The 19,072-nt window shown below is 70.1% G+C and carries 20 protein-coding genes; 18 read left to right on the forward strand and 2 right to left on the reverse strand.

The window, feature by feature from the left end; translation table 11 throughout:
- Positions 1-6: 6 nt before the first annotated feature.
- Positions 7-942 carry a cysteine synthase A gene (gene cysK, locus D1J51_RS07615; protein WP_119074584.1) on the reverse strand — a complete coding sequence of 312 codons (936 nt, stop codon included), beginning with the start codon at positions 940-942 and terminating at the stop codon, positions 7-9.
- Positions 943-1,123: 181 nt separating this feature from the next.
- Between cysK and prmC the strand changes: the two genes are divergently transcribed.
- The 14 genes from prmC (at position 1,124) to D1J51_RS07685 (ending at position 13,469) form a co-directional block, all read left to right on the forward strand.
- Entirely contained in the window at positions 1,124-1,993 is an 870-nt protein-coding gene (gene prmC / locus D1J51_RS07620) for a peptide chain release factor N(5)-glutamine methyltransferase (RefSeq protein ID WP_240423034.1), read from the forward strand.
- 240 nt (positions 1,994-2,233) lie between these two features.
- Positions 2,234-2,899: an L-threonylcarbamoyladenylate synthase gene (locus D1J51_RS07625; protein WP_119074586.1), complete on the forward strand. Its 666-nt coding sequence runs from the start codon at positions 2,234-2,236 to the stop codon at positions 2,897-2,899.
- A gap of 1 nt (position 2,900) precedes the next feature.
- Entirely contained in the window at positions 2,901-4,106 is a 1,206-nt protein-coding gene (locus D1J51_RS07630; RefSeq protein ID WP_119074587.1) for an MraY family glycosyltransferase, read from the forward strand.
- Positions 4,103-4,576 carry a 3-oxoacyl-ACP reductase gene (locus D1J51_RS07635; RefSeq protein WP_240423036.1) on the forward strand — a complete coding sequence of 158 codons (474 nt, stop codon included), beginning with the start codon at positions 4,103-4,105 and terminating at the stop codon, positions 4,574-4,576. Before D1J51_RS07630 ends, D1J51_RS07635 begins: the two co-directional genes overlap by 4 nt.
- 183 nt (positions 4,577-4,759) lie before the next feature.
- Positions 4,760-5,587: a F0F1 ATP synthase subunit A gene (gene atpB, locus D1J51_RS07640; RefSeq protein WP_119074588.1), complete on the forward strand. Its 828-nt coding sequence runs from the start codon at positions 4,760-4,762 to the stop codon at positions 5,585-5,587.
- A 54-nt stretch (positions 5,588-5,641) separates the two neighbouring features.
- Positions 5,642-5,869 carry an ATP synthase F0 subunit C gene (atpE, locus tag D1J51_RS07645; RefSeq protein WP_119074589.1) on the forward strand — a complete coding sequence of 76 codons (228 nt, stop codon included), beginning with the start codon at positions 5,642-5,644 and terminating at the stop codon, positions 5,867-5,869.
- Between the two features lie 35 nt (positions 5,870-5,904).
- The gene (locus D1J51_RS07650; protein ID WP_119074590.1) at positions 5,905-6,453 is read left to right on the forward strand and encodes a F0F1 ATP synthase subunit B; all 549 of its coding nucleotides are present in this window, start codon (positions 5,905-5,907) and stop codon (positions 6,451-6,453) included.
- Entirely contained in the window at positions 6,453-7,229 is a 777-nt protein-coding gene (locus D1J51_RS07655) for a F0F1 ATP synthase subunit delta (RefSeq protein WP_119074591.1), read from the forward strand. The genes D1J51_RS07650 and D1J51_RS07655 overlap by 1 nt, the downstream gene beginning before the upstream one ends.
- Before the next feature lie 55 nt (positions 7,230-7,284).
- Positions 7,285-8,910: a F0F1 ATP synthase subunit alpha gene (gene atpA / locus D1J51_RS07660; RefSeq protein ID WP_119074592.1), complete on the forward strand. Its 1,626-nt coding sequence runs from the start codon at positions 7,285-7,287 to the stop codon at positions 8,908-8,910.
- Positions 8,911-8,989: 79 nt separating this feature from the next.
- Complete coding sequence (locus tag D1J51_RS07665) at positions 8,990-9,880, forward strand: F0F1 ATP synthase subunit gamma (RefSeq protein ID WP_119074593.1); 891 nt, start codon at positions 8,990-8,992, stop codon at positions 9,878-9,880.
- A 23-nt stretch (positions 9,881-9,903) separates the two neighbouring features.
- Positions 9,904-11,367: a F0F1 ATP synthase subunit beta gene (gene atpD, locus D1J51_RS07670; RefSeq protein ID WP_119074594.1), complete on the forward strand. Its 1,464-nt coding sequence runs from the start codon at positions 9,904-9,906 to the stop codon at positions 11,365-11,367.
- 2 nt (positions 11,368-11,369) lie between these two features.
- Positions 11,370-11,630, forward strand: coding sequence for a F0F1 ATP synthase subunit epsilon (locus tag D1J51_RS07675; RefSeq protein WP_119074595.1), 261 nt, complete (start codon positions 11,370-11,372; stop codon positions 11,628-11,630).
- 162 nt (positions 11,631-11,792) lie between these two features.
- Positions 11,793-12,629 (forward strand): YaaA family protein, encoded by an 837-nt coding sequence (locus D1J51_RS07680; RefSeq protein WP_119074596.1) that lies wholly within the window; start codon positions 11,793-11,795, stop codon positions 12,627-12,629.
- A gap of 66 nt (positions 12,630-12,695) precedes the next feature.
- Positions 12,696-13,469: a PP2C family protein-serine/threonine phosphatase gene (locus D1J51_RS07685; protein ID WP_162903712.1), complete on the forward strand. Its 774-nt coding sequence runs from the start codon at positions 12,696-12,698 to the stop codon at positions 13,467-13,469.
- A gap of 45 nt (positions 13,470-13,514) precedes the next feature.
- Here the strand turns inward: D1J51_RS07685 and D1J51_RS07690 are convergent, their stop codons facing one another.
- Positions 13,515-14,864, reverse strand: a complete 1,350-nt coding sequence (locus D1J51_RS07690; protein ID WP_119074598.1) for an aminotransferase class III-fold pyridoxal phosphate-dependent enzyme — start codon at positions 14,862-14,864, stop codon at positions 13,515-13,517.
- Positions 14,865-15,051: 187 nt separating this feature from the next.
- On the opposite strand from D1J51_RS07690, the gene D1J51_RS07695 reads away from it, so the two are divergent.
- From D1J51_RS07695 to rsmA, 4 genes are read left to right on the forward strand one after another with little or no spacing between them, the layout of a single operon-like run.
- Positions 15,052-15,528, forward strand: a complete 477-nt coding sequence (locus D1J51_RS07695; RefSeq protein ID WP_119074599.1) for an OsmC family protein — start codon at positions 15,052-15,054, stop codon at positions 15,526-15,528.
- A 42-nt stretch (positions 15,529-15,570) separates the two neighbouring features.
- Entirely contained in the window at positions 15,571-17,223 is a 1,653-nt protein-coding gene (gene metG, locus D1J51_RS07700; protein ID WP_119074600.1) for a methionine--tRNA ligase, read from the forward strand.
- Positions 17,220-18,119, forward strand: a complete 900-nt coding sequence (locus tag D1J51_RS07705) for a TatD family hydrolase (RefSeq protein WP_119074601.1) — start codon at positions 17,220-17,222, stop codon at positions 18,117-18,119. Before metG ends, D1J51_RS07705 begins: the two co-directional genes overlap by 4 nt.
- Positions 18,112-19,068, forward strand: coding sequence for a 16S rRNA (adenine(1518)-N(6)/adenine(1519)-N(6))-dimethyltransferase RsmA (gene rsmA, locus D1J51_RS07710; RefSeq protein WP_119074602.1), 957 nt, complete (start codon positions 18,112-18,114; stop codon positions 19,066-19,068). The genes D1J51_RS07705 and rsmA overlap by 8 nt, the downstream gene beginning before the upstream one ends.
- Positions 19,069-19,072 lie beyond the last annotated feature (4 nt).

Consider the following 19,072-nt stretch of genomic DNA (forward strand, 5'->3'; position numbering starts at 1 on the left):
CGGCGCCTAGACCTCGAGGTCCTCGAACAGCACGGTCGAGAAGTAGCGCTCGCCGAAGTCGGGCACCACGACCACGATCTTCTTACCGGCGTTCTCGGGGCGCTTCGCGACCTGGACCGCGGCCCACACGGCCGCGCCGCCCGAGATGCCCGCGAGGATGCCCTCGTCGGTGCCGAGCGCGCGCGCCTCGGCGATCGCGTCGGGGAGGGCGACGTCGATGACCTCGTCGTAGATGCTGCGGTCGAGGATCTCGGGCACGAAGTTGGCCCCGAGGCCCTGGATCTTGTGGGGGCCGGGCTGTCCGCCGGTGAGGATGGGCGAGTCGGCGGGCTCGACGGCGACGATCTCGATCTGCGGATTCTGCTCCTTGAGGTAGCCGCCGGCGCCGGTGATGGTGCCCCCGGTGCCGATGCCCGAGACGAGGATGTCGACCTGGCCGTCGGTGTCGTTCCAGATCTCGGGGCCGGTGGTGGTGCGGTGGATGGCCGGGTTGGCGGGGTTGGCGAACTGCCGGGCGAGCACCGCGCCGGGAGTGCTCTCGGCGATCTCCTCGGCCCTCGCGACGGCGCCCCTCATGCCGAGGGGGCCCTCGGTGAGCACGATCTCGGCGCCGTAGGCGACGAGCAGCTTGCGGCGCTCGATGCTCATGGTCTCGGGCATGGTGAGGATCACGCGGTAGCCGCGCGCCGCGCCCACGAAGGCGAGGGCGATGCCCGTGTTGCCGCTCGTGCCCTCGACGATCGTGCCGCCGGGCTGCAGCGCGCCCGACTGCTCGGCGGCGTCGATGATCGCGATGCCGATGCGATCCTTCACCGAGCCCGCGGGGTTGTAGAACTCGAGCTTGGCGAGCACCTCCGCTCCGGCGCCGTCGGTGACGCGGTTGAGGCGCACGAGGGGCGTGTTGCCGAAGGCCTGGGTGATGTTGTCGTAGGTGCGTGACATGCGCTTCGATCTCCGTTCTGGGCATGATGGGAGTCGGTCTGGAGCCACCATGAACTATAGCGTGAAGTTATTCGAGGGGTATCGGACCGTTATGCGATGCGACGCGGTGTTACGCCGCTCCGCCGGGTACCCGACTCGGAGCGCGGCGGGAGCGCGTCGCGACCTGTGGGAGAGTTGCAGGGTGGAAGAGCGGAGCGCGACGGCGGTGCTGGACGAGTTGCGGGCGGTGCTCGCGGCGGGCGGCGTCGAGGATCCCGCGACCGATGCGCAGCTGATCCTCGGCCACGTGCTCGGCGTCTCGCGCGGCAGGGCGCAGGCGCTCGCGGTGCTCGGCTCGCCGATCCCGCGCGCGCAGTTCGAGCGGGCCAGCGAGCTCGCGGGCGAGCGCGCACGCCGGGTGCCGCTGCAGCACCTCACGGGCCGCGCGCCGTTCCGCTCGATCGAGCTGTCGGTCGGTCCCGGCGTCTTCGTGCCGCGTCCCGAGACCGAGACCGTGGCGCAGTTCGCCATCGACGCCCTCCAGGCGGTTCCGGATCCCGAGCCGATCGCGGTCGATCTCTGCACGGGCAGCGGCGCCATCGCCCTCGCCGTCGCGAACGAGGTGCCCGCGGCGCAGGTCTGGGCCGTGGAGAAGAGCCCCGAGGCGCACGCGTGGGCCGAGCGCAACGTGCGGGAGTGGGGCTCGGGCCGCGTGACGCTGCTGCTGGGCGACGTTCGGGATCCCGAGCCGCTCGCGCGGCTCGCGGGCCGCGTGGACGTGCTCGTGTCCAACCCGCCGTACGTTCCGGAGGGCATGGTGCCCCGCCATCCGGAGGTGCGGGAGCACGATCCCGAGCTCGCGCTCTACGGCGGGCCCGACGGGCTCGAGCTGATCCGGAGCATCAGCCGGATCGGACTCGGCCTCGTGCGCCCCGGCGGCAGCCTCGTGCTCGAGCACGCCGAGACCCAGGGCGCCGCGATCCGCGGACTGCTCGAGGCCGACGGCTGGCGCGCCGCGGCGACGCACCCCGACCTGACGGGCCGGGATCGCGCCACCACGGCGGTCCGCTAGCCGCGCCCCGCTCCGCGATCCGCGCCCCGCTCCGCGATCCGCGCCCCGTTCCCGCGATCCGCGCCCCGTTCCCGCGATCCGTGTGCGCCTTGTGGACGCTTCATCCGCTCTCGAGCGGCGAAAAGGCGCACACCGATTCGGGTTCGTGCGATGCGGGGTCCGGCGGGCGGCGGGCCGGCGGGGCGGAGAGGCCCCGGTTCACGGGAATGCCGGGGCGGAGCAGGAGTAGGCTTGGAACTTATGGCCGAGGTCTTCGATTGCTCCGATGGTTTCCAGCTGCTCTCCGGGGTGCGCACGGCGCGCCGGGCGATCGGCCGGGGGGAACTCGCGGTGATTCCGACGGACACGGTCTACGGGGTCGCTGCCGACGCCTTCGCGCCCGAGGCCGTTCAGCGCCTGCTCGACGCCAAGGGCCGCGGCCGTCAGTCGCCGCCGCCGGTGCTGATCCCGAACACCGGCACGCTCGCCGCCCTGGCCGCCGAGGTCCCCGCTCCGCTGACGCTGCTCGCCGAAACCTTCTGGCCCGGTGCCCTCACCATCATCGTCCGGGCCAACCCCTCCCTCAGCTGGGACCTCGGCGAGACGGGCGGCACGGTGGCCCTGCGCATCCCGAACCATCCGCTGGCGCTCGAACTGCTCGAGGAGACCGGGCCGCTCGCCGTCTCGTCGGCGAACCGGACCGGGGAGCCCGCCGGGCGGACGGCGGAGGCGGCGCGGGAGATGCTCGGCGACGCGGTCGCCGTCTACCTCGAGGCGGGGGAGGCCGAGGGCGACGGGCTCGCCTCCACGATCGTCGATGCGACGGGACTCGCCGAGGAGGGCGGCGAGCTGCGCGTGCTGCGCGAGGGCGGGGTGAGCCGCGAGGCGATCGCCGAGCTGCTGCCCGGGGTGTCCTTCGGGGACTGACGTGCTGCCCTACCTGGTGGTCATCGCGGTGGCGGCCATCGTCACCGCCGCGGCGTCGTACGCCGTGCTGCGGCTGAGCCGCAGGTACCGCCTCGCACCCGAGGTGCGCGCGCGCGACGTGCACCGCACCCCGACGCCCCGGCTCGGCGGCGTCGCCATGTTCCTCGGCATCCTCGCGGCGTTCGGGATCGCGGGCACGCAGGAGGAGTTCGCGCCGCTCTACGCCCAGGGGTCGAGGATGTGGGCGCTGCTCGGGGCGTGCGCGGTCATCGCGGTCGTGGGGATCCTCGACGACCTGCTCGATCTCGACTGGATGATCAAGCTCGCCGCCCAGCTCGCGGCGGCCGGGCTGCTCGCGTGGAACGGCGTGCAGATCGTGTCGCTGCCCTTCGGCGACACCCTCATCGTGGGCTCGCCGGCCGTGAACTTCGTGCTCACCGTGTTCCTCATGACGCTCGTGATGAACGCAGTCAACTTCGTGGACGGTCTCGACGGGCTCGTGGCGGGCGTCGCGATCATCGCGAACTCGCTCTTCTTCATCTACACGCTCCTGCTGCACGCGCAGATGGGTCAGTTCGACTCGGTGGCGTTCGCCGGCCTCATCGCGGTGGTGGTGGTGGGCATCTGCGTCGGGTTCCTGCCGTTCAACTGGCATCGCGCGCGCATGTTCATGGGGGACGCCGGCGCCCTGCTCGTCGGCCTGCTCATGGCCACCTCGACGGTCTCGGTGACGGGCGAGCTCAACCCGGCTGCGCTCGACCAGAAGCTCGTGCTGGCCGCGTACATTCCCATCATCCTGCCCGTCGCGGTGCTCGCGCTGCCGCTCGCCGACTTCTCGCTGGCGGTGATCCGTCGCCTGCGAGCCGGCAAGAGCCCGTTCTCCGCCGACCGCCTGCACCTGCACCATCGCCTCCTCGACATGGGGCACTCGCCCCTGCAGGCCGTGCTCATCTTCTACCTGGGCACGGCGGTGCTCTCGGTCGCGCTGCTGCTCGTCTTCATCCTGCAGAGCCTGGTGCTGCCGATCGCCGTGCTGGTGCTCGGGGGCGTGGCGTGCGCGGCGCTGCTGCTCCTGCCCGCCTCGCGGCTGCGCGCAGCACGCGCGCAGCGACGCTTGGTACGGTTGAAGCGGCCGACCGGGAACGAGGATGCCGGCCCCGACGCGCTCGCAGCCGCGGGCGAGCCGAAGGAGAGGACCCAGGAGTGAGCAGCCCCGCAGTGCAGCCGGAGAGTTCCGCGCCCGACACGACCCGTTCCATGCCGACGTCTCAGCCCGTGCTGCTGAGGGCGCTGCGGTGGGGGTTCGCGGTCACCGGCGTGCTCGTCGCGGCCTTCGCCGTCATCGGATGGCTGGTGTCGGAGTCTCCCGGCCTGTGGGGCGGGATCATCGGAGCGGGTCTCGGAGGCCTGTTCCTGCTGATGACGGTGGGCAGCATCGCCTTCGCCAACCGCTTCGTCGAGCGCGATTTCTACATCACCGCGTTCTTCGGGATCGTGCTCGGCAGCTGGGTGTTCAAATTCATCCTGTTCATCCTCGCGGTCGTCCTGTTGAGGGACCGGGAGTGGCTCGATACGCGGGTCATGTTCTTCGGCGTGATCGCCAGCGTCTTCGCGTCGCTCGCGCTCGACGTGATCATCATCGTCAGGTCGCGTATTCCGGTTGTGCAGAGCCCGTAGCGCCGGCCCCGCGAGGCGGCGTGACGCCGTGGGGCCGGTCGGTCGGTTCCGGTTTCTCCTCCGGCGAAATTGTTGTTAGGATTGACGTGTTCCCTGCTGTGCGGGCTTGATCTATGCCTATATTCTGCCGGGGCACGACCACCGTTCGACATCGTGCAGCGTGTCTGCACCTAAGTCAGGAGAATGGCGCTGTTCGCTAACGCTATGCAACTCGTGGCCCCCGTATTCACCGCGCAAGAGAGCGGTGGCGGGTTCAAGCCGCCGACGATGGCCGAATTCTTCCCCGAGATCGTGCTGTTCGAGGGGACGCCATTCGCGATGAACCGGATCATGCTGATCCGGATCCTCATGACCGCCCTGCTGCTGCTGCTCTTCTGGCTCGGCACGCGCAGAATGCGCGTGATCCCCACCCGTGGGCAGTCGCTCACCGAGATGGCGCTCGACTTCGTGCGCGTCAACATCGCCGAGGACCTGCTCGGCAAGGTCGACGGCCGTCGTTTCCTGCCGATTCTCACCGCGATCTTCTTCTCGGTCCTCGCGTTCAACGTCACGGGCGTCGTGCCCGCCCTGAACATCGCCGCAACATCGGTGATCGGCTTCCCGCTCGTGCTCGCCGTCGTGTCGTACGTCACCTTCATCTACGCGGGTATCAAGAAGAGCCCGGGCAACTTCTTCAAGAACTCGCTGTTCCCCTCCGGGGTTCCGAAGCCGATCTACATCATCGTGACCCCGATCGAGTTCATCTCGACCTTCGTCATCCGGCCCGTCACCCTCACGCTGCGACTCCTCATGAACATGATGGTCGGCCACCTGCTGCTCGTGCTGCTGTTCGCCGCGACCCAGTTCTTCCTCTTCTCGGGCGAGGGCTTCTTCAAACTGTTCGGCGTCGGCACCCTGGCCTTCGGCTTCGCCTTCACCCTCTTCGAGATTCTCGTCTCGGTCCTGCAGGCCTACGTCTTCACGCTTCTCACGGCTGTCTACATCCAGCTCGCGCTGGCTGAAGAGCACTAAACCACACGGGGCTCGGCGTCCGCCGCGCTCACCATACGGAAGGAAACACACAACGTGTCTGTTCTCGCTGCTATCTCGGGCAACATCGCAACCGTCGGCTACGGCCTCGCCGCCATCGGCCCCGCCATCGGCGTGGGCATCGTCGTCGGCAAGACCATCGAGGGCGTCGCCCGTCAGCCCGAGCTCGCCGGCCGCCTCCAGGTGCTGATGTGGATCGGCATCGCGTTCACCGAGGCACTCGCGTTCATCGCGATCGCGACGCCGTTCATCTTCACCAACTGATCGATCCACTTCCCTAGTCTCGAAAGGGAGGCTCGATGATTAACGCAGTCTACGTCGCTGCAGAGGGAGCGAATCAGAATCCGCTCGTCCCGGCGACCTACGACATCGTCTGGTCTGCGGTCGTCTTCGCCATCATCCTCGTCGCGTTCTGGAAGGTCTTCCTCCCCAAGATGCGGACGATGCTCGATGAGCGCGCCGAGGCCATCGAGGGCAACATCGCCAAGGCCGACGAGGCCCAGGCGAAGGCCGAGGCCGCGCTGCAGGAGTACACCGCGCAGCTCGCCAGCGCCCGCCAGGAGGCCGGCGAGATCCGCGAGGCGGCTCGTGCCGATGCTGCGAAGATCGTGTCGAAGGCCAAGGAGGACGCCACCACCGAGCAGGCCCGCATCGCCCAGGCCGCGCAGGCGCAGATCGAGGCGGAGCGCCAGACCGCGGTGGTCTCCCTGCGCAAGGACGTCGGGTCGCTCGCCATCGACCTCGCCTCGAGCGTGGTCGGCGAGAGCCTGACCGACGACCAGAAGGCCTCGGCGCTCGTCGATCGCTTCCTCGCCGATCTCGAGGCATCCGAGAAGGCGGCGAAGTAATGGGAAGCGCGTCACGCGAAGCACTGACCCAGGCCCGCACCGCGCTGCGTGCGGGGCTCGATCAGGCCGCCGGCGGCGAACTGCTGCAGGCGGCGGGCCGCATCGCCGAGAGCCCGGCGCTCGCCGCCTCCCTCGGCGACGCCTCGGCCCCCGTCGAGGCGAAGGCCCGGCTGGTCGAGCGGCTGTTCGGCGGGCTCTCCGCTGACGCGCGCTCCGTGCTCGCCGCCGCGGTGCAGGCCCGGTGGTCGAACGTCGACGAGTTCGTCGCGGGGGTCGAGGAGCTCGGCCTGCGCGCCGAGGGCGTCGCCAATCCCGCGCTCTTCGACGAGCTGCTCGCGGTCGCCGACCTGGTGGATCGCAACCACGAGCTGCAGCTCAGCCTGGGCAGCAAGCTCGCGGAACCCGCAGGCAAGGTCGCCCTCGTGCAGCGGCTGCTCTCGGGCAAGACCTCCGCATCGGCCGTGGCGGTCGTCAGCCACTTCGTGGCCAATCCGCGCGGTCGGCGCCTCGACGCCACGCTGCGCCAGGCGGCCCGCACCGCCGCGGACCAGGTCGGCAGCGAGCTCGCGACCGTCACCGTCGCGGCGCCGCTCTCCGCGGAGCAGCAGGATCGTCTGGCCCGCGCGCTCGAGCAGTCGGCCGGCCGACCGGTCAAGATCACGACCGTCGTCGATCCCGGGCTGGTCGGCGGGGTGCGCATCCAACTCGCCGACGACGTGATCGACGGCAGCGTCCGCGCCCGCCTGGACGATCTCCGGCAGCGGCTCGCAGCTTAAGGCACAACTTTTCACCCCCGGGGGCGGCGCTTCCGGACCAGACAGAGGAAACGAAATGGCAGAACTCTCAATCAGCCCGGACGAGATCCGCGACGCGCTGAAGGACTTCGCAGCGTCGTACGAGCCGACCCAGGCGGAGAAGACCGAGGTCGGCTCCGTGGTCGACGCCGCTGACGGCATCGCCCACGTCGAGGGACTCCCCGGCGTGATGGCGAACGAGCTGGTGCGCTTCGAGGACGGCACGCTCGGCCTGGCGCAGAACCTCGAGGAGAACGAGATCGGCGTCGTCGTGCTCGGCGAGTTCACCGGCATCGAGGAGGGCCAGCCGGTCACCCGCACCGGCGAGGTGCTCTCGGTTCCCGTGGGCGAGGGCTACCTCGGCCGCGTGGTCGATCCGCTCGGCAACCCGATCGACGGCCTCGGCGAGATCGCCGGCGTCGAGGGCCGTCGCGCCCTCGAGCTGCAGGCCCCCGGCGTGATGCAGCGCAAGTCGGTGCACGAGCCGCTCCAGACCGGCATCAAGGCGATCGACGCGATGATCCCGGTCGGCCGCGGCCAGCGTCAGCTCATCATCGGTGACCGCCAGACCGGCAAGACCGCCATCGCGATCGACACGATCATCAACCAGAGGGCCAACTGGGAGTCGGGCGACGTCACCAAGCAGGTGCGCTGCATCTACGTGGCGATCGGGCAGAAGGGCTCGACCATCGCCTCCGTGAAGGGCGCGCTCGAGGACGCGGGCGCGATGGAGTACACCACCATCGTCGCCTCGCCGGCCTCCGACCCCGCCGGCTTCAAGTACCTGGCGCCGTACACCGGCTCGGCCATCGGCCAGCACTGGATGTACGACGGCAAGCACGTGCTCATCATCTTCGACGACCTGTCGAAGCAGGCCGAGGCCTACCGCGCCGTGTCGCTGCTGCTGCGCCGCCCGCCGGGGCGCGAGGCCTACCCGGGCGATGTGTTCTACCTGCACTCCCGCCTGCTCGAGCGCTGCGCGAAGCTCTCGGACGAGCTGGGCGCCGGATCGATGACCGGCCTGCCGATCATCGAGACCAAGGCCAACGACGTGTCGGCCTACATCCCGACCAACGTGATCTCGATCACCGACGGCCAGATCTTCCTGCAGTCCGACCTCTTCAACGCCAACCAGCGCCCGGCGGTCGACGTGGGCATCTCGGTGTCGCGCGTCGGCGGCGACGCGCAGGTCAAGTCGATCAAGAAGGTCTCCGGCACGCTCAAGCTCGAGCTGGCCCAGTACCGAGCGCTCGAGGCGTTCGCCATGTTCGCGTCCGACCTCGACGCCGCCAGCCGCAAGCAGCTGGAGCGCGGCGCCCGCCTCACCGAGCTCCTCAAGCAGCCGCAGTACACGCCGTACCCGGTCGAGGAGCAGACGGTCTCCATCTGGGCCGGCACCAACGGCTACCTCGACGAGGTGCCGGTCGAGGACATCCTGCGCTTCGAGCGCGAGTTCCTCGACTACTTGGGCCGCAACTCGGAGGCGCTGAACACGCTCCGCTCGACCAGCGTGCTCGACGACGACACCGTCGCCGAGCTCAAGGCGCAGATCGAGCGGTTCAAGAGCGAGTTCCGCACGTCGTCCGGCAAGAGCCTGAACGAGCAGTTCGACGCGCTCGACGAGGCAGAGATCAAGCAGGAGCAGTTGGTCGTCAAGAAGTAGCGACGGATCGGTGGGGGCGGGAGCCCCCACCGGATCCCGAACCGCTTGACCAGCCAGCCCCGACCAGTACAGGAGAGACATGGGAGCGCAACTTCGGGTCTACCGGCAGAAGATCCGTTCTGCCCAGACGACCAAGAAGATCACCCGTGCGATGGAGCTGATCGCAGCCTCTCGCATTCAGAAGGCGAAGGCCCGCGTCGAGGCTTCGACGCCCTACGCCACCGCGATCACGCGTGCGGTCTCGGCCGTGGCCACGCACTCGAACACCGACCACCCGCTGCTCACCGAGGCCGAGACGGTCGAGCGGGCGGCAGTGGTGATCTTCACCTCCGACCGCGGTCTCGCGGGCGCCTTCAACTCGCAGGTGCTGCGCGAGGCGGAGGAGCTCAGCGAGTTGCTCCGCGATGAGGGCAAGGAGGTCGTCTACTACCTGATCGGCCGCAAGGCCCAGGGCTACTTCTCCTTCCGCCGCCGTCCGTCGGAGCGCGTGTGGACCGGTGACACCGAGAACCCGAGCTTCGAGACGGCCAAGGAGGTCGCCGAGGCGCTGCTCGAGATCTTCAGTCGGCCCGCGGCCGAGGGCGGCGCCCAGGAGATCCACCTCGTCTACAACCGTCTCATCAGCATGGTGAGCCAGGTTCCCGAGGTGCACCGCCTGCTGCCGCTGCAGGTGGTGGAGGGCGTCGCGGAGGCGGCCACCGGCCCCGAGGCCCTGTACGAGTTCGAGCCCGACGCCGACACCGTGCTGGACCAGTTGCTGCCGGCCTACATCGAGTCGCGCATCTTCAACGCGATGCTCGAGTCGGCGGCCGCGAAGCACGCGGCGACGCAGAAGGCGATGAAGTCGGCGAGCGACAACGCCGACTCGCTCATCCGCGACTACACGCGCCTCGCGAACAACGCTCGCCAGGCCGAGATCACCCAGCAGATTTCCGAGATCGTAGGCGGCGCCGACGCGCTGTCGAGCTAGAAGAAGCACGAAGAGAGAGAAACATGACCGAAACCGCCGCAGTGGCGACTGAGGCCGCAACGAAGGTCGTCGGGCGGATCGCTCGAGTGACCGGCCCCGTCGTCGACATCGAGTTCCCGCACGACGCGATCCCGGGCGTCTACAACGCTCTCGAGACCACCATCCACCTGGGTGAGGGTTCCGAGCCCATGAAGCTCGTGCTCGAGGTGGCCCAGCACCTCGGCGACAACCTCGTGCGCGCCATCGCGCTCAAGCCGACCGACGGCCTCGTGCGCGGCCAGGAGGTCGTCGACACGGGCGACTCCATCACCGTGCCCGTGGGCGACGTCACCAAGGGCAAGGTCTTCAACGTGACCGGCGACGTGCTCAACCTGCCCGAGGGCGAGACCATCGAGATCAGCGAGCGCTGGAGCATCCACCGCGAGCCCCCGGCCTTCGACCAGCTCGAGTCGAAGACGCAGCTCTTCGAGACCGGCATCAAGGTGATCGACCTGCTCACCCCGTACGTGCAGGGCGGCAAGATCGGCCTGTTCGGCGGCGCGGGCGTCGGCAAGACCGTGCTGATCCAGGAGATGATCCAGCGAGTGGCGCAGGATCACGGCGGCGTGTCCGTGTTCGCCGGTGTGGGCGAGCGCACCCGCGAGGGCAACGACCTCATCCACGAGATGGACGAGGCCGGCGTCTTCGACAAGACCGCGCTGGTGTTCGGCCAGATGGACGAGCCGCCGGGGACCCGTCTCCGCGTCGCGCTGTCGGCGCTGACCATGGCGGAGTACTTCCGCGACGTGCAGAAGCAGGACGTGCTGCTGTTCATCGACAACATCTTCCGCTTCACCCAGGCGGGCTCCGAGGTGTCGACGCTGCTCGGCCGCATGCCCTCCGCCGTGGGCTACCAGCCGAACCTGGCCGACGAGATGGGCATCCTGCAGGAGCGCATCACCTCGACCCGCGGCCACTCGATCACCTCGCTGCAGGCCATCTACGTGCCCGCCGACGACTACACCGACCCGGCGCCGGCGACCACCTTCGCCCACCTCGACGCGACCACCGAGCTCTCCCGCGAGATCGCCTCGAAGGGCCTGTACCCCGCCGTGGATCCGCTGACCTCGACCTCGCGCATCCTCGATCCCCGCTACCTGGGCGAGGACCACTACCGCGTGGCCACCACGGTCAAGCAGATCCTGCAGAAGAACAAGGAGCTTCAGGAGATCATCGCGATCCTCGGCGTCGACGAGCTCTCCGAAGAGGACAAGATCACGGTCGCCCGCGCCCGCCGCATCCAGCAGTTCCTCTCGCAGAACACCTACATGGCGAAGAAGTTCACCGGCGTCGAGGGCTCCACGGTGCCGCTCAAGGACACCATCGAGTCGTTCGACGCGATCGCCAAGGGCGAGTTCGACCACGTCGCCGAGCAGGCCTTCTTCAACGTCGGCGCCATCTCGGACGTCGAGGAGAACTGGGCCAGGATGCAGAAGGACCTGGCCTGAGCATGGCGCTCAACGTCAGTGTCGTCTCCGCCGATCGCGAGGTCTGGACCGGTACCGCCGCCCAGGTCGTCGCGAAGACGGTGGAGGGCGAGATCGGCATCCTCGGTGGCCACGAGCCGCTGCTCGCCATGCTCGCGCATGGCGAGGTGCGCGTGACCACCGCCGACGGTGAGAAGGTCAAGGTCGACGCCGAGGGGGGCTTCCTCTCCGTCGACCACGACAACGTGACCATCGTCGCCGGCAGGGCAGCTCTGATCCAGTAGCTCTCGCCATCCGACGCCGAGGCCGGAGGCCGCTCCTCGTGAGCGGTTCCGGCCTCTCGTCGTCCTCTCCGCCCGCCGCCTCGTGCCCTCCCATCCCCGTCCCGGGTCCTCGGGGAGGGATCGGAGGGGGAGGCCGCTCACCCCACGCAAGGAGTTCACCGAATGCTCGTGCTGCTGCCGCCCTCCGAGACCAAGCGGGTCGGGGGATCGGGGGCGCTGGATCCCGGCGCGCTGCGCGCTGCCGACGCGCTCGGCGCGGCCCGGGAGCGGGTGCGCGGGGCGCTCGTCGGCCTGAGCCGCGACGAGGAGGCCGCGGCCAGGGCGCTGAAGCTCGGGGCGAAGAATCGCGGCGAGCTCGAGCACAATCTGCGACTCGACTCGAGCGGCGTGATGCCCGCGATCGAGCGCTACACGGGCGTGCTCTACGACGCGCTCCACGTCGGCTCGCTGGACGCCGGCGCCCGGGCCTGGATCGACGCGCACGTCCTGGTGCAGTCCGCGCTGTTCGGGCTGCTCGGGGCGGGGGATCCGATCCCCGCCTATCGGCTCTCGGCCGGATCGCGCCTGCCCGAGCTCGGGGCCCCGCTCAAGCGGGTGTGGGGAGAGGCGCACGCGGCGCTCGAGTGGCCCGACGCGGGCCTGGTGCTCGACCTGCGCTCGAAGGATTACGCCGCGCTGGCCCCGGCGCCCGCGGCGCACGTCGTCAGCGTGGTGCAGCGCGGCGACGACGGCCGGGTGCGCGCGCTGAACCACTTCAACAAGGCGGCCAAGGGAGACCTGGTGCGACGGCTGGCGCGATCCGGGGCCGAACTCGACGGTGCTCCCGCGGAGGGCGCTCCCGCGGACGGTGCTCCCGTCGACAGCGTCGAGCAGCTGCTCGCCTGGGCGGCGGGCGAGGGGCTCGAGATGGCGGTGTCCGAGGACGGCCGGGCGATCACGCTCGTCACCGAGCTCGGTGCGCCCGCGGCCGCGTCATCGCGCCGCGCCGGGGCGCGATAGGATATTCAGGATGTCTATGGAGCGGAAGCAGTGACGACGCGCGGAGAAAACGCGTCGCATCGGCGTTTGCGCTACCGCAGCGACAGCGATGTCGAGATCGAGCTCTCGTGGTTCGCGCTGACCGACGCCGGCCGCCGTCGCGACACCAATCAGGACAGCTACGTGGCGACGCCTCCCATCTTCGCGGTCGCCGACGGCATGGGCGGGCACTCCGCGGGCGAGATCGCCTCTGCCGCGGTCGTGCGCCGCCTGGCGGACCTCGGCGGCAGCACGAGCGTGAGCGAGCAGGACATCGACGAGATGCTCGGCGACGCCGTCGACGACATCGAGCTCGACGCGGGGGAGACCGAGCTGGGCGCGGGAACCACCGTGACGGGCGTCTGCATCAGCCAGGAAGACGAGCCGACCTGGAAGGTCTTCAACATCGGCGACTCCCGCGTCTACCAGTACTTCAAGGGCGCGCTCAGCCAGATCACCGTGGATCACTCAGTGGTGCAGCACCTCATCGACACCGGCGCGATCACCGAGGAAGAGGCCGAGGTCCACCCGCACGCCAACGTGATCACCCGCGCGGTCGGCTTCAACGAGGCGCCGATCCCGGACTACACCTCGCTCGCCCTGATCCCGGGCCAGCGCCTGCTCATCTGCTCCGACGGCCTCACCAAGGAGCTCACCGACATCGGCATCCAGCACTTCCTGGCGACCCAGCCCACCGCCGAGGAGGCTGCGCGCACGCTCGTTCGGCAGGCCGTCGACAACGCCGGCCGCGACAACGTCACCGTGATCGTGATCGACGTGCACGCGGTGGGCGACGACCGCACGGAGGAGATCACGATGTGATTTCCGGCGGTCGTCGGCGGCACGACGGCCCGGCCGCACGACGGTTCAGACGGCGGCGAAGGCCTCGTCGAGCACCGAGAGTACGTCGGCGATAAGCTCCTCGCTCATCTTGAGCGAGGGGAGGAAGCGGATCACCTGGTTGTAGATGCCCGCGTTCAGCAGGATGACGCCGCGCTGAGCGGCGAAGTCGATGACCCTCGCGACCAGCTCGGCGTCGGGCTCGAGGGTGCCCGGCTTCACGAGCTCGATGGCGAGCATGGCGCCCCTGCCGCGCACCTCGGCGATGGCCGGGTACTTCTGCCTGAGCCCGTTCAGGCCGGCGGTGAAGCTCGCCTCGATGCGCTTCGCCTCGGCGAGCAGGCCCTCGCGCTCGATCTGCTCGAAGACCGCGACCGCGGCGGCGCACGAGACGGGGTTGCCGCCGAAGGTGCCGCCGAGGCCGCCGGGCTGCGACCTGTCCATGATCTCGGCGCGGCCGGTGATGCCCGCGAGCGGCAGGCCGCCGGCGATGCCCTTCGCCGAGAGCACGATGTCGGGCTCGACGCCGAACTGCTCGATCGAGAATACGGTGCCCGTGCGGGCCATGCCGGCCTGCACCTCGTCGGCGATGAAGACGATGCCGTTCTCGCGGCACCAGGCGGCGAGGGCCGGCAGGTAGCCGTCGGCGGGAACGATGAAGCCGCCCTCGCCCTGGATCGGCTCGACCACGAGGCAGGCGAGATCCTCGGCGCCCGCCACCTTCTCGAGGTGCGCGATGGTGCGCGCGGCGGCATCGGGCCCGCTCAGGCGGTCGTGCAGCGGGTAGGAGTTGGGGGCCCGGTAGATGTCGCCGGCGCGGGGGCCGTAGCCGAGCGCGTAGGGGGCGCCCTTGTGGTTCATGCTGCTGGTCAGCATCGTGCGGCCGTGGTAGGCGTGCTCCAGCACGGCGACGCCGGGGCGGCCGGTGTGCTTGCGGGCGATCTTGACGCCGTTCTCGACGGCCTCGGCGCCCGAGTTCATGAGCAGGGTCTTGTAGGGGCTCGCGGGGGTGGAGCCCGGCACGTGCTCGGCGAGGCGCTCGGCGACCCGCACGTACGGTTCGTACGGGGTCATGGTGAAGAGCGTGTGGGTGACCCTGTTCAGCTGCTCGGTGGCCGCCGCGACGACGGCGTCGTCGGTGTGACCGATCGTGGTCACGCCGATGCCGCCGCAGACGTCGACGAGCCGGTTGCCGTCGACGTCGACGACGATCGAGTCGTGCGAGCGCTCGATGTAGACGGGCAGCACGCTGTGCACGCCGGGGGGCACGACGGCCCTGCGGCGCTCGTGGATCTCTCGTGAGCGGGGACCGGGGATCTCGGTGACGACGAGACGCTGCTGGGGAATGCCGGTTTGGGTAAGGGTGGCTTCGCTCATACGGTCGATCTTACCCTCGGGGTGCGGCGGATCCGCTGAGCCGCGCCCCCGCCCCGATCGAGGTGCGCCTTCCGGACGCTTCACCCGCGGCGGAGCCGCCGAAAGGCGCACACCGATTCCGGGTGGGGGTGGCCGGCGGGGGCGGTGCGACCGGGCGGGCGGGCGGGGCCCGGGATAGGCTGGGCCCATGAGGGATCTGCACGAGTACCGCGTCGAGATCGAGTGGACCGGCAACCGCGGATCCGGAACCAGCGGCTACCGGGACTACGGCCGTCAGCTCCTCATCCGCGCGGAGGGCAAGGCGGCGCTCGAGGGCTCGGCCGACCGCGCCTTCCACGGCGACGCGGATCGCTGGAACCCCGAGGAGCTGCTCGTCACAGCCCTGGCGCAGTGCCACATGCTGTCGTACCTGCACATGGCCGTGCGCGCGGGCGTGGTCGTCACCGCGTACGAGGACGCGGCGGTCGGCACCATGCGGCAGGAGGGACTGGGCGGGGCCTTCACCGAGGTGCTGCTGCGACCGCGGGTGACGGTCGCCGACGCCTCGATGGTCGAAGCGGCGCTGGCCGCGCACGCCGAGGCGCGCGAGGTCTGCTTCATCGCGAACTCGGTGAGCTTCCCCGTGCGGCATGAGCCCGAGATCGTCGTGGGTCCCGAGGCGTAACGCGGCGGATCGCGTGCGGGGGTTCCGAATACAATGGAACCCATGGCATCGGACCCCTCCTCGTTCTTCCTCACCACGCCCATCTTCTACGTGAACGATGCGCCCCATATCGGGCACGCGTATACCGAGGTCGCGGCCGACGTGCTCGCGCGCTGGCACCGTCAGGCGGGGGACGACACCTGGTTCCTCACGGGCACCGACGAGCACGGCCAGAAGATCCTGCGCACCGCGACCGCGAACGGGGTGGCGCCGAAGGAGTGGGCCGACCGCCTCGTCGAGTCGGCGTGGAAGCCGCTGCTCGACACGATCGACATCTCCAACGACGACTTCATCCGCACGACCGAGGCGCGGCACGAGCAGGGCGTCGCCAAGTTCCTGCAGAAGCTGTACGACGACGGCCACGTGTACGCCGGCGAGTTCGAGGCGCTCTACTGCGTGGGCTGCGAGGAGTTCAAGCCGAAGAGCGAGATCGTCGACGGCGAGGGCGCGTTCGAGGGGCAGAAGGTGTGCGCGATCCACTCGAAGCCGCTCGAGCTGCTGCAGGAGAAGAACTACTTCTTCAAGATGAGCGCGTTCCAGGATCGGCTGCTGGCCCTCTACGAGGAGCGCCCCGGTTTCGTGCAGCCCGCGAGCGCGCGCAACGAGGTGATCGCGTTCGTGCAGCAGGGGCTCGAGGACCTGTCGATCTCGCGCACCTCCTTCGACTGGGGCGTCCCGATCCCGTGGGACTCGAGCCACGTCACCTACGTCTGGTTCGACGCCCTGCTCAACTACGTCACGGCGATCGGCTACGGCCAGGACGACGCGCAATTCGGGCGGCGCTGGCCGGCCCACCACCTCGTCGGCAAGGACATCCTGCGCTTCCACGCGGTGATCTGGCCCGCGATGCTCCTGGCCGCGGGCCTCGAGGTCCCGGATCGCGTGTTCGCGCACGGCTGGCTGCTCGTGGGGGGCGAGAAGATGTCGAAGTCGAAGCTCACCGGCATCGCGCCTAAGGAGATCACCGAAACCTTCGGCTCGGACGCGTTCCGCTACTACTTCATGCGCGCCATCTCCTTCGGGCACGACGGCTCCTTCAGCTGGGAGGATCTCGCCGCCCGCTACCAGGCCGAGCTGGCCAACGGCTTCGGCAACCTGGCGAGCCGCGCGCTCGCCATGAACCGGAAGTACTTCGACGGCCGCGTACCCGAGGCTTCGGCGATCGCCGACACCGAGGCCGAGGCGGCGATCCGTGATCTCGCGGCGACGGTCGCGGCCCGCGCCGACGAGCGCGTCGAGGAGTTCGCGATCCACGAGGCGATCGCGGCCGTGTGGGAGCTGGTCGACGCCCTCAACGGCTACATCACCGAGCAGGAGCCGTGGAGGCTGGCGAAGGATCCGGAGCAGCGGGAGCGGCTCGCGACCGTGCTGTACACCGTCACCGAGGGGCTGCGGGTGCTCGCCGTGCTGCTCGCCCCCGTGATCCCGCAGGCCACCGCGAAGCTGTGGGCGGCGCTCGGCGCGGAGGCGGCGCTGGGCGCGCTCGCCGAGCAGCCGATCCGCGAGGCGGGGGATTGGGGGCGTCTCCCCGCCGGAACCGAGCAGCGGCCGCTCGCGGTGCTGTTCCCGCGCATCGAGGCTGCGAATGAAGCAGAAGCGGCGGCTTCTGCTGAGCGGCCGGTGCTGCACACGGCGGCAGAGGCCGATTCCCGATGAGTGCACCCGAGGGCGGCCTGCGCAAGCGGGCGAGCTCGAACGGTCGCGACCTGACGCGGCCGGAGAGCCCGGAGCCGCTGCCGATCCCGCTCTACGACAACCACGCGCACCTCGAGTTCGAGGACGGCGTGGACCAGCTCGATCCGCTCGACTCGCTCGACCGGGCGGCGGCGGTGGGCGTGCGAGGCGTCGTGCAGGTGGGCACCGACCTCGAGACGAGCCGCTGGAGCGCGCGGCTGGCCGAGAGCGATCCCCGGGTGCTCGCGGCCGTGGCGCTGCATCCCAACGAGGCGCCGAAGCTGTTCGCCCGGGGCTGCCTGAGCGCTCAGCTCTCGGAGATCTCCCGTCTCGCCGCCCAGCCGCGCGTGCGAGCGGTCGGCGAGACGGGGCTCGACTTCTTCCGCACCGGCGAGGACGGCCGCGAGGCGCAGGTCGAGTCGTTCGAGACGCACATCGACATCGCGAAGGCCAACGGCATCGCGCTGCAGATCCACGATCGCGACGCGCACGACGAGGTCGTGGCGACGCTGCTGCGCGTCGGGGCGCCCGAGCGCACCGTGTTCCACTGCTTCTCCGGCGACGCGCGGCTCGCCCGCGTCTGCAACGAGTACGGCTGGTACATGTCGTTCGCGGGGACCGCGACCTTCAGGAACGCCCCGGCGCTGCGCGAGGCGCTGACGGTGGCCCGGCCCGAGCTCGTGCTCGCCGAGACCGACTCCCCGTTCCTCACCCCCGAGCCGTTCCGAGGCCGCCCCAACGCGCCTTACCTCCTGCCCCACACGGTTCGCCGCATGGCCGAGACCCTCGAGCAGCCGCTCGAGGAGGTGTGCGCCCGCATCGCCGCCAATACGGAGCGGGTCTACGGCCCGTGGGATCCGGAAGGCGTCGATGCCTGAGCCCGGCCCGGCGGGGCCGGCGCGGCGCGCGCGCGGGAGCGATGCGCTCCCGCCCGAGCGATCCGCACTGCTCGGGCCCGCCGAGGTGCGCGGGCTGGCGGAGCGCCTCGGCGTGTCGCCCACCAAGAAGCTCGGCCAGAACTTCGTGATCGACCCCAACACGGTGCGCAAGATCGTGCGCCTCGCCGGGGTCGCCGCGGGCGACCGCGTCATCGAGGTCGGGCCCGGGCTCGGATCGCTCACGCTCGGCCTCACCGAGGCGGGCGCCGACGTGACGGCTGTGGAGATCGATCACCGTCTGGCGGCGGAGCTGCCGCTGACCGCGCGCGCGATGCAGCCGGAGATCTTCGCCGATCCGGACGCGCCCCGTCTGCGGGTGATGCGCAGCGACGCCCTGGAGCTCTCGGCGGAGCAGCTCGAGGGACTGCCCGCGGCACCCGAGGTGATGGTCGCGAACCTGCCCTACAACGTGTCGGTGCCGATCCTCATGCACCTGCTCGAGCTCGTCCCCGAGCTGCGCCGCGGCCTCGTGATGGTCCAGTCCGAGGTCGGCCACCGTATCGCGGCCGCGCCGGGGTCGAAGGAGTACGGGGTGCCGAGCGCGAAGGCCGCCTGGTACGGGGAGTGGCGGATCGCGGGGACGGTGAGCCGCCGCATCTTCTGGCCGGTGCCCGGCGTCGACTCGGTGCTGGTCGGTTACGAGCGGCTCGCGGAGCCGCGCGGCGACGAGCGGGAGCGGCGCCTCGCCTTCGAGTTGGTCAATGCCGCCTTCGCGCAGCGCCGCAAGATGCTGCGGCAGGCGCTGCAGCCGGTGCTGGGCCCGCTCGATCGCGCGGTCGCGGCGATCGAGCGGGCGGGGGTCGAGCCGACCGCGCGCGCCGAGCAGCTCGGCATCGCCGATTACCTGGCGATCGCCCGGAGCAGCGGCCGGGCCTCTTGGGACGAGTAGCGTC

Source organism: Leucobacter sp. wl10 (assembly GCF_003569785.1).
Taxonomy (GTDB): Bacteria; Actinomycetota; Actinomycetes; order Actinomycetales; family Microbacteriaceae; genus Leucobacter.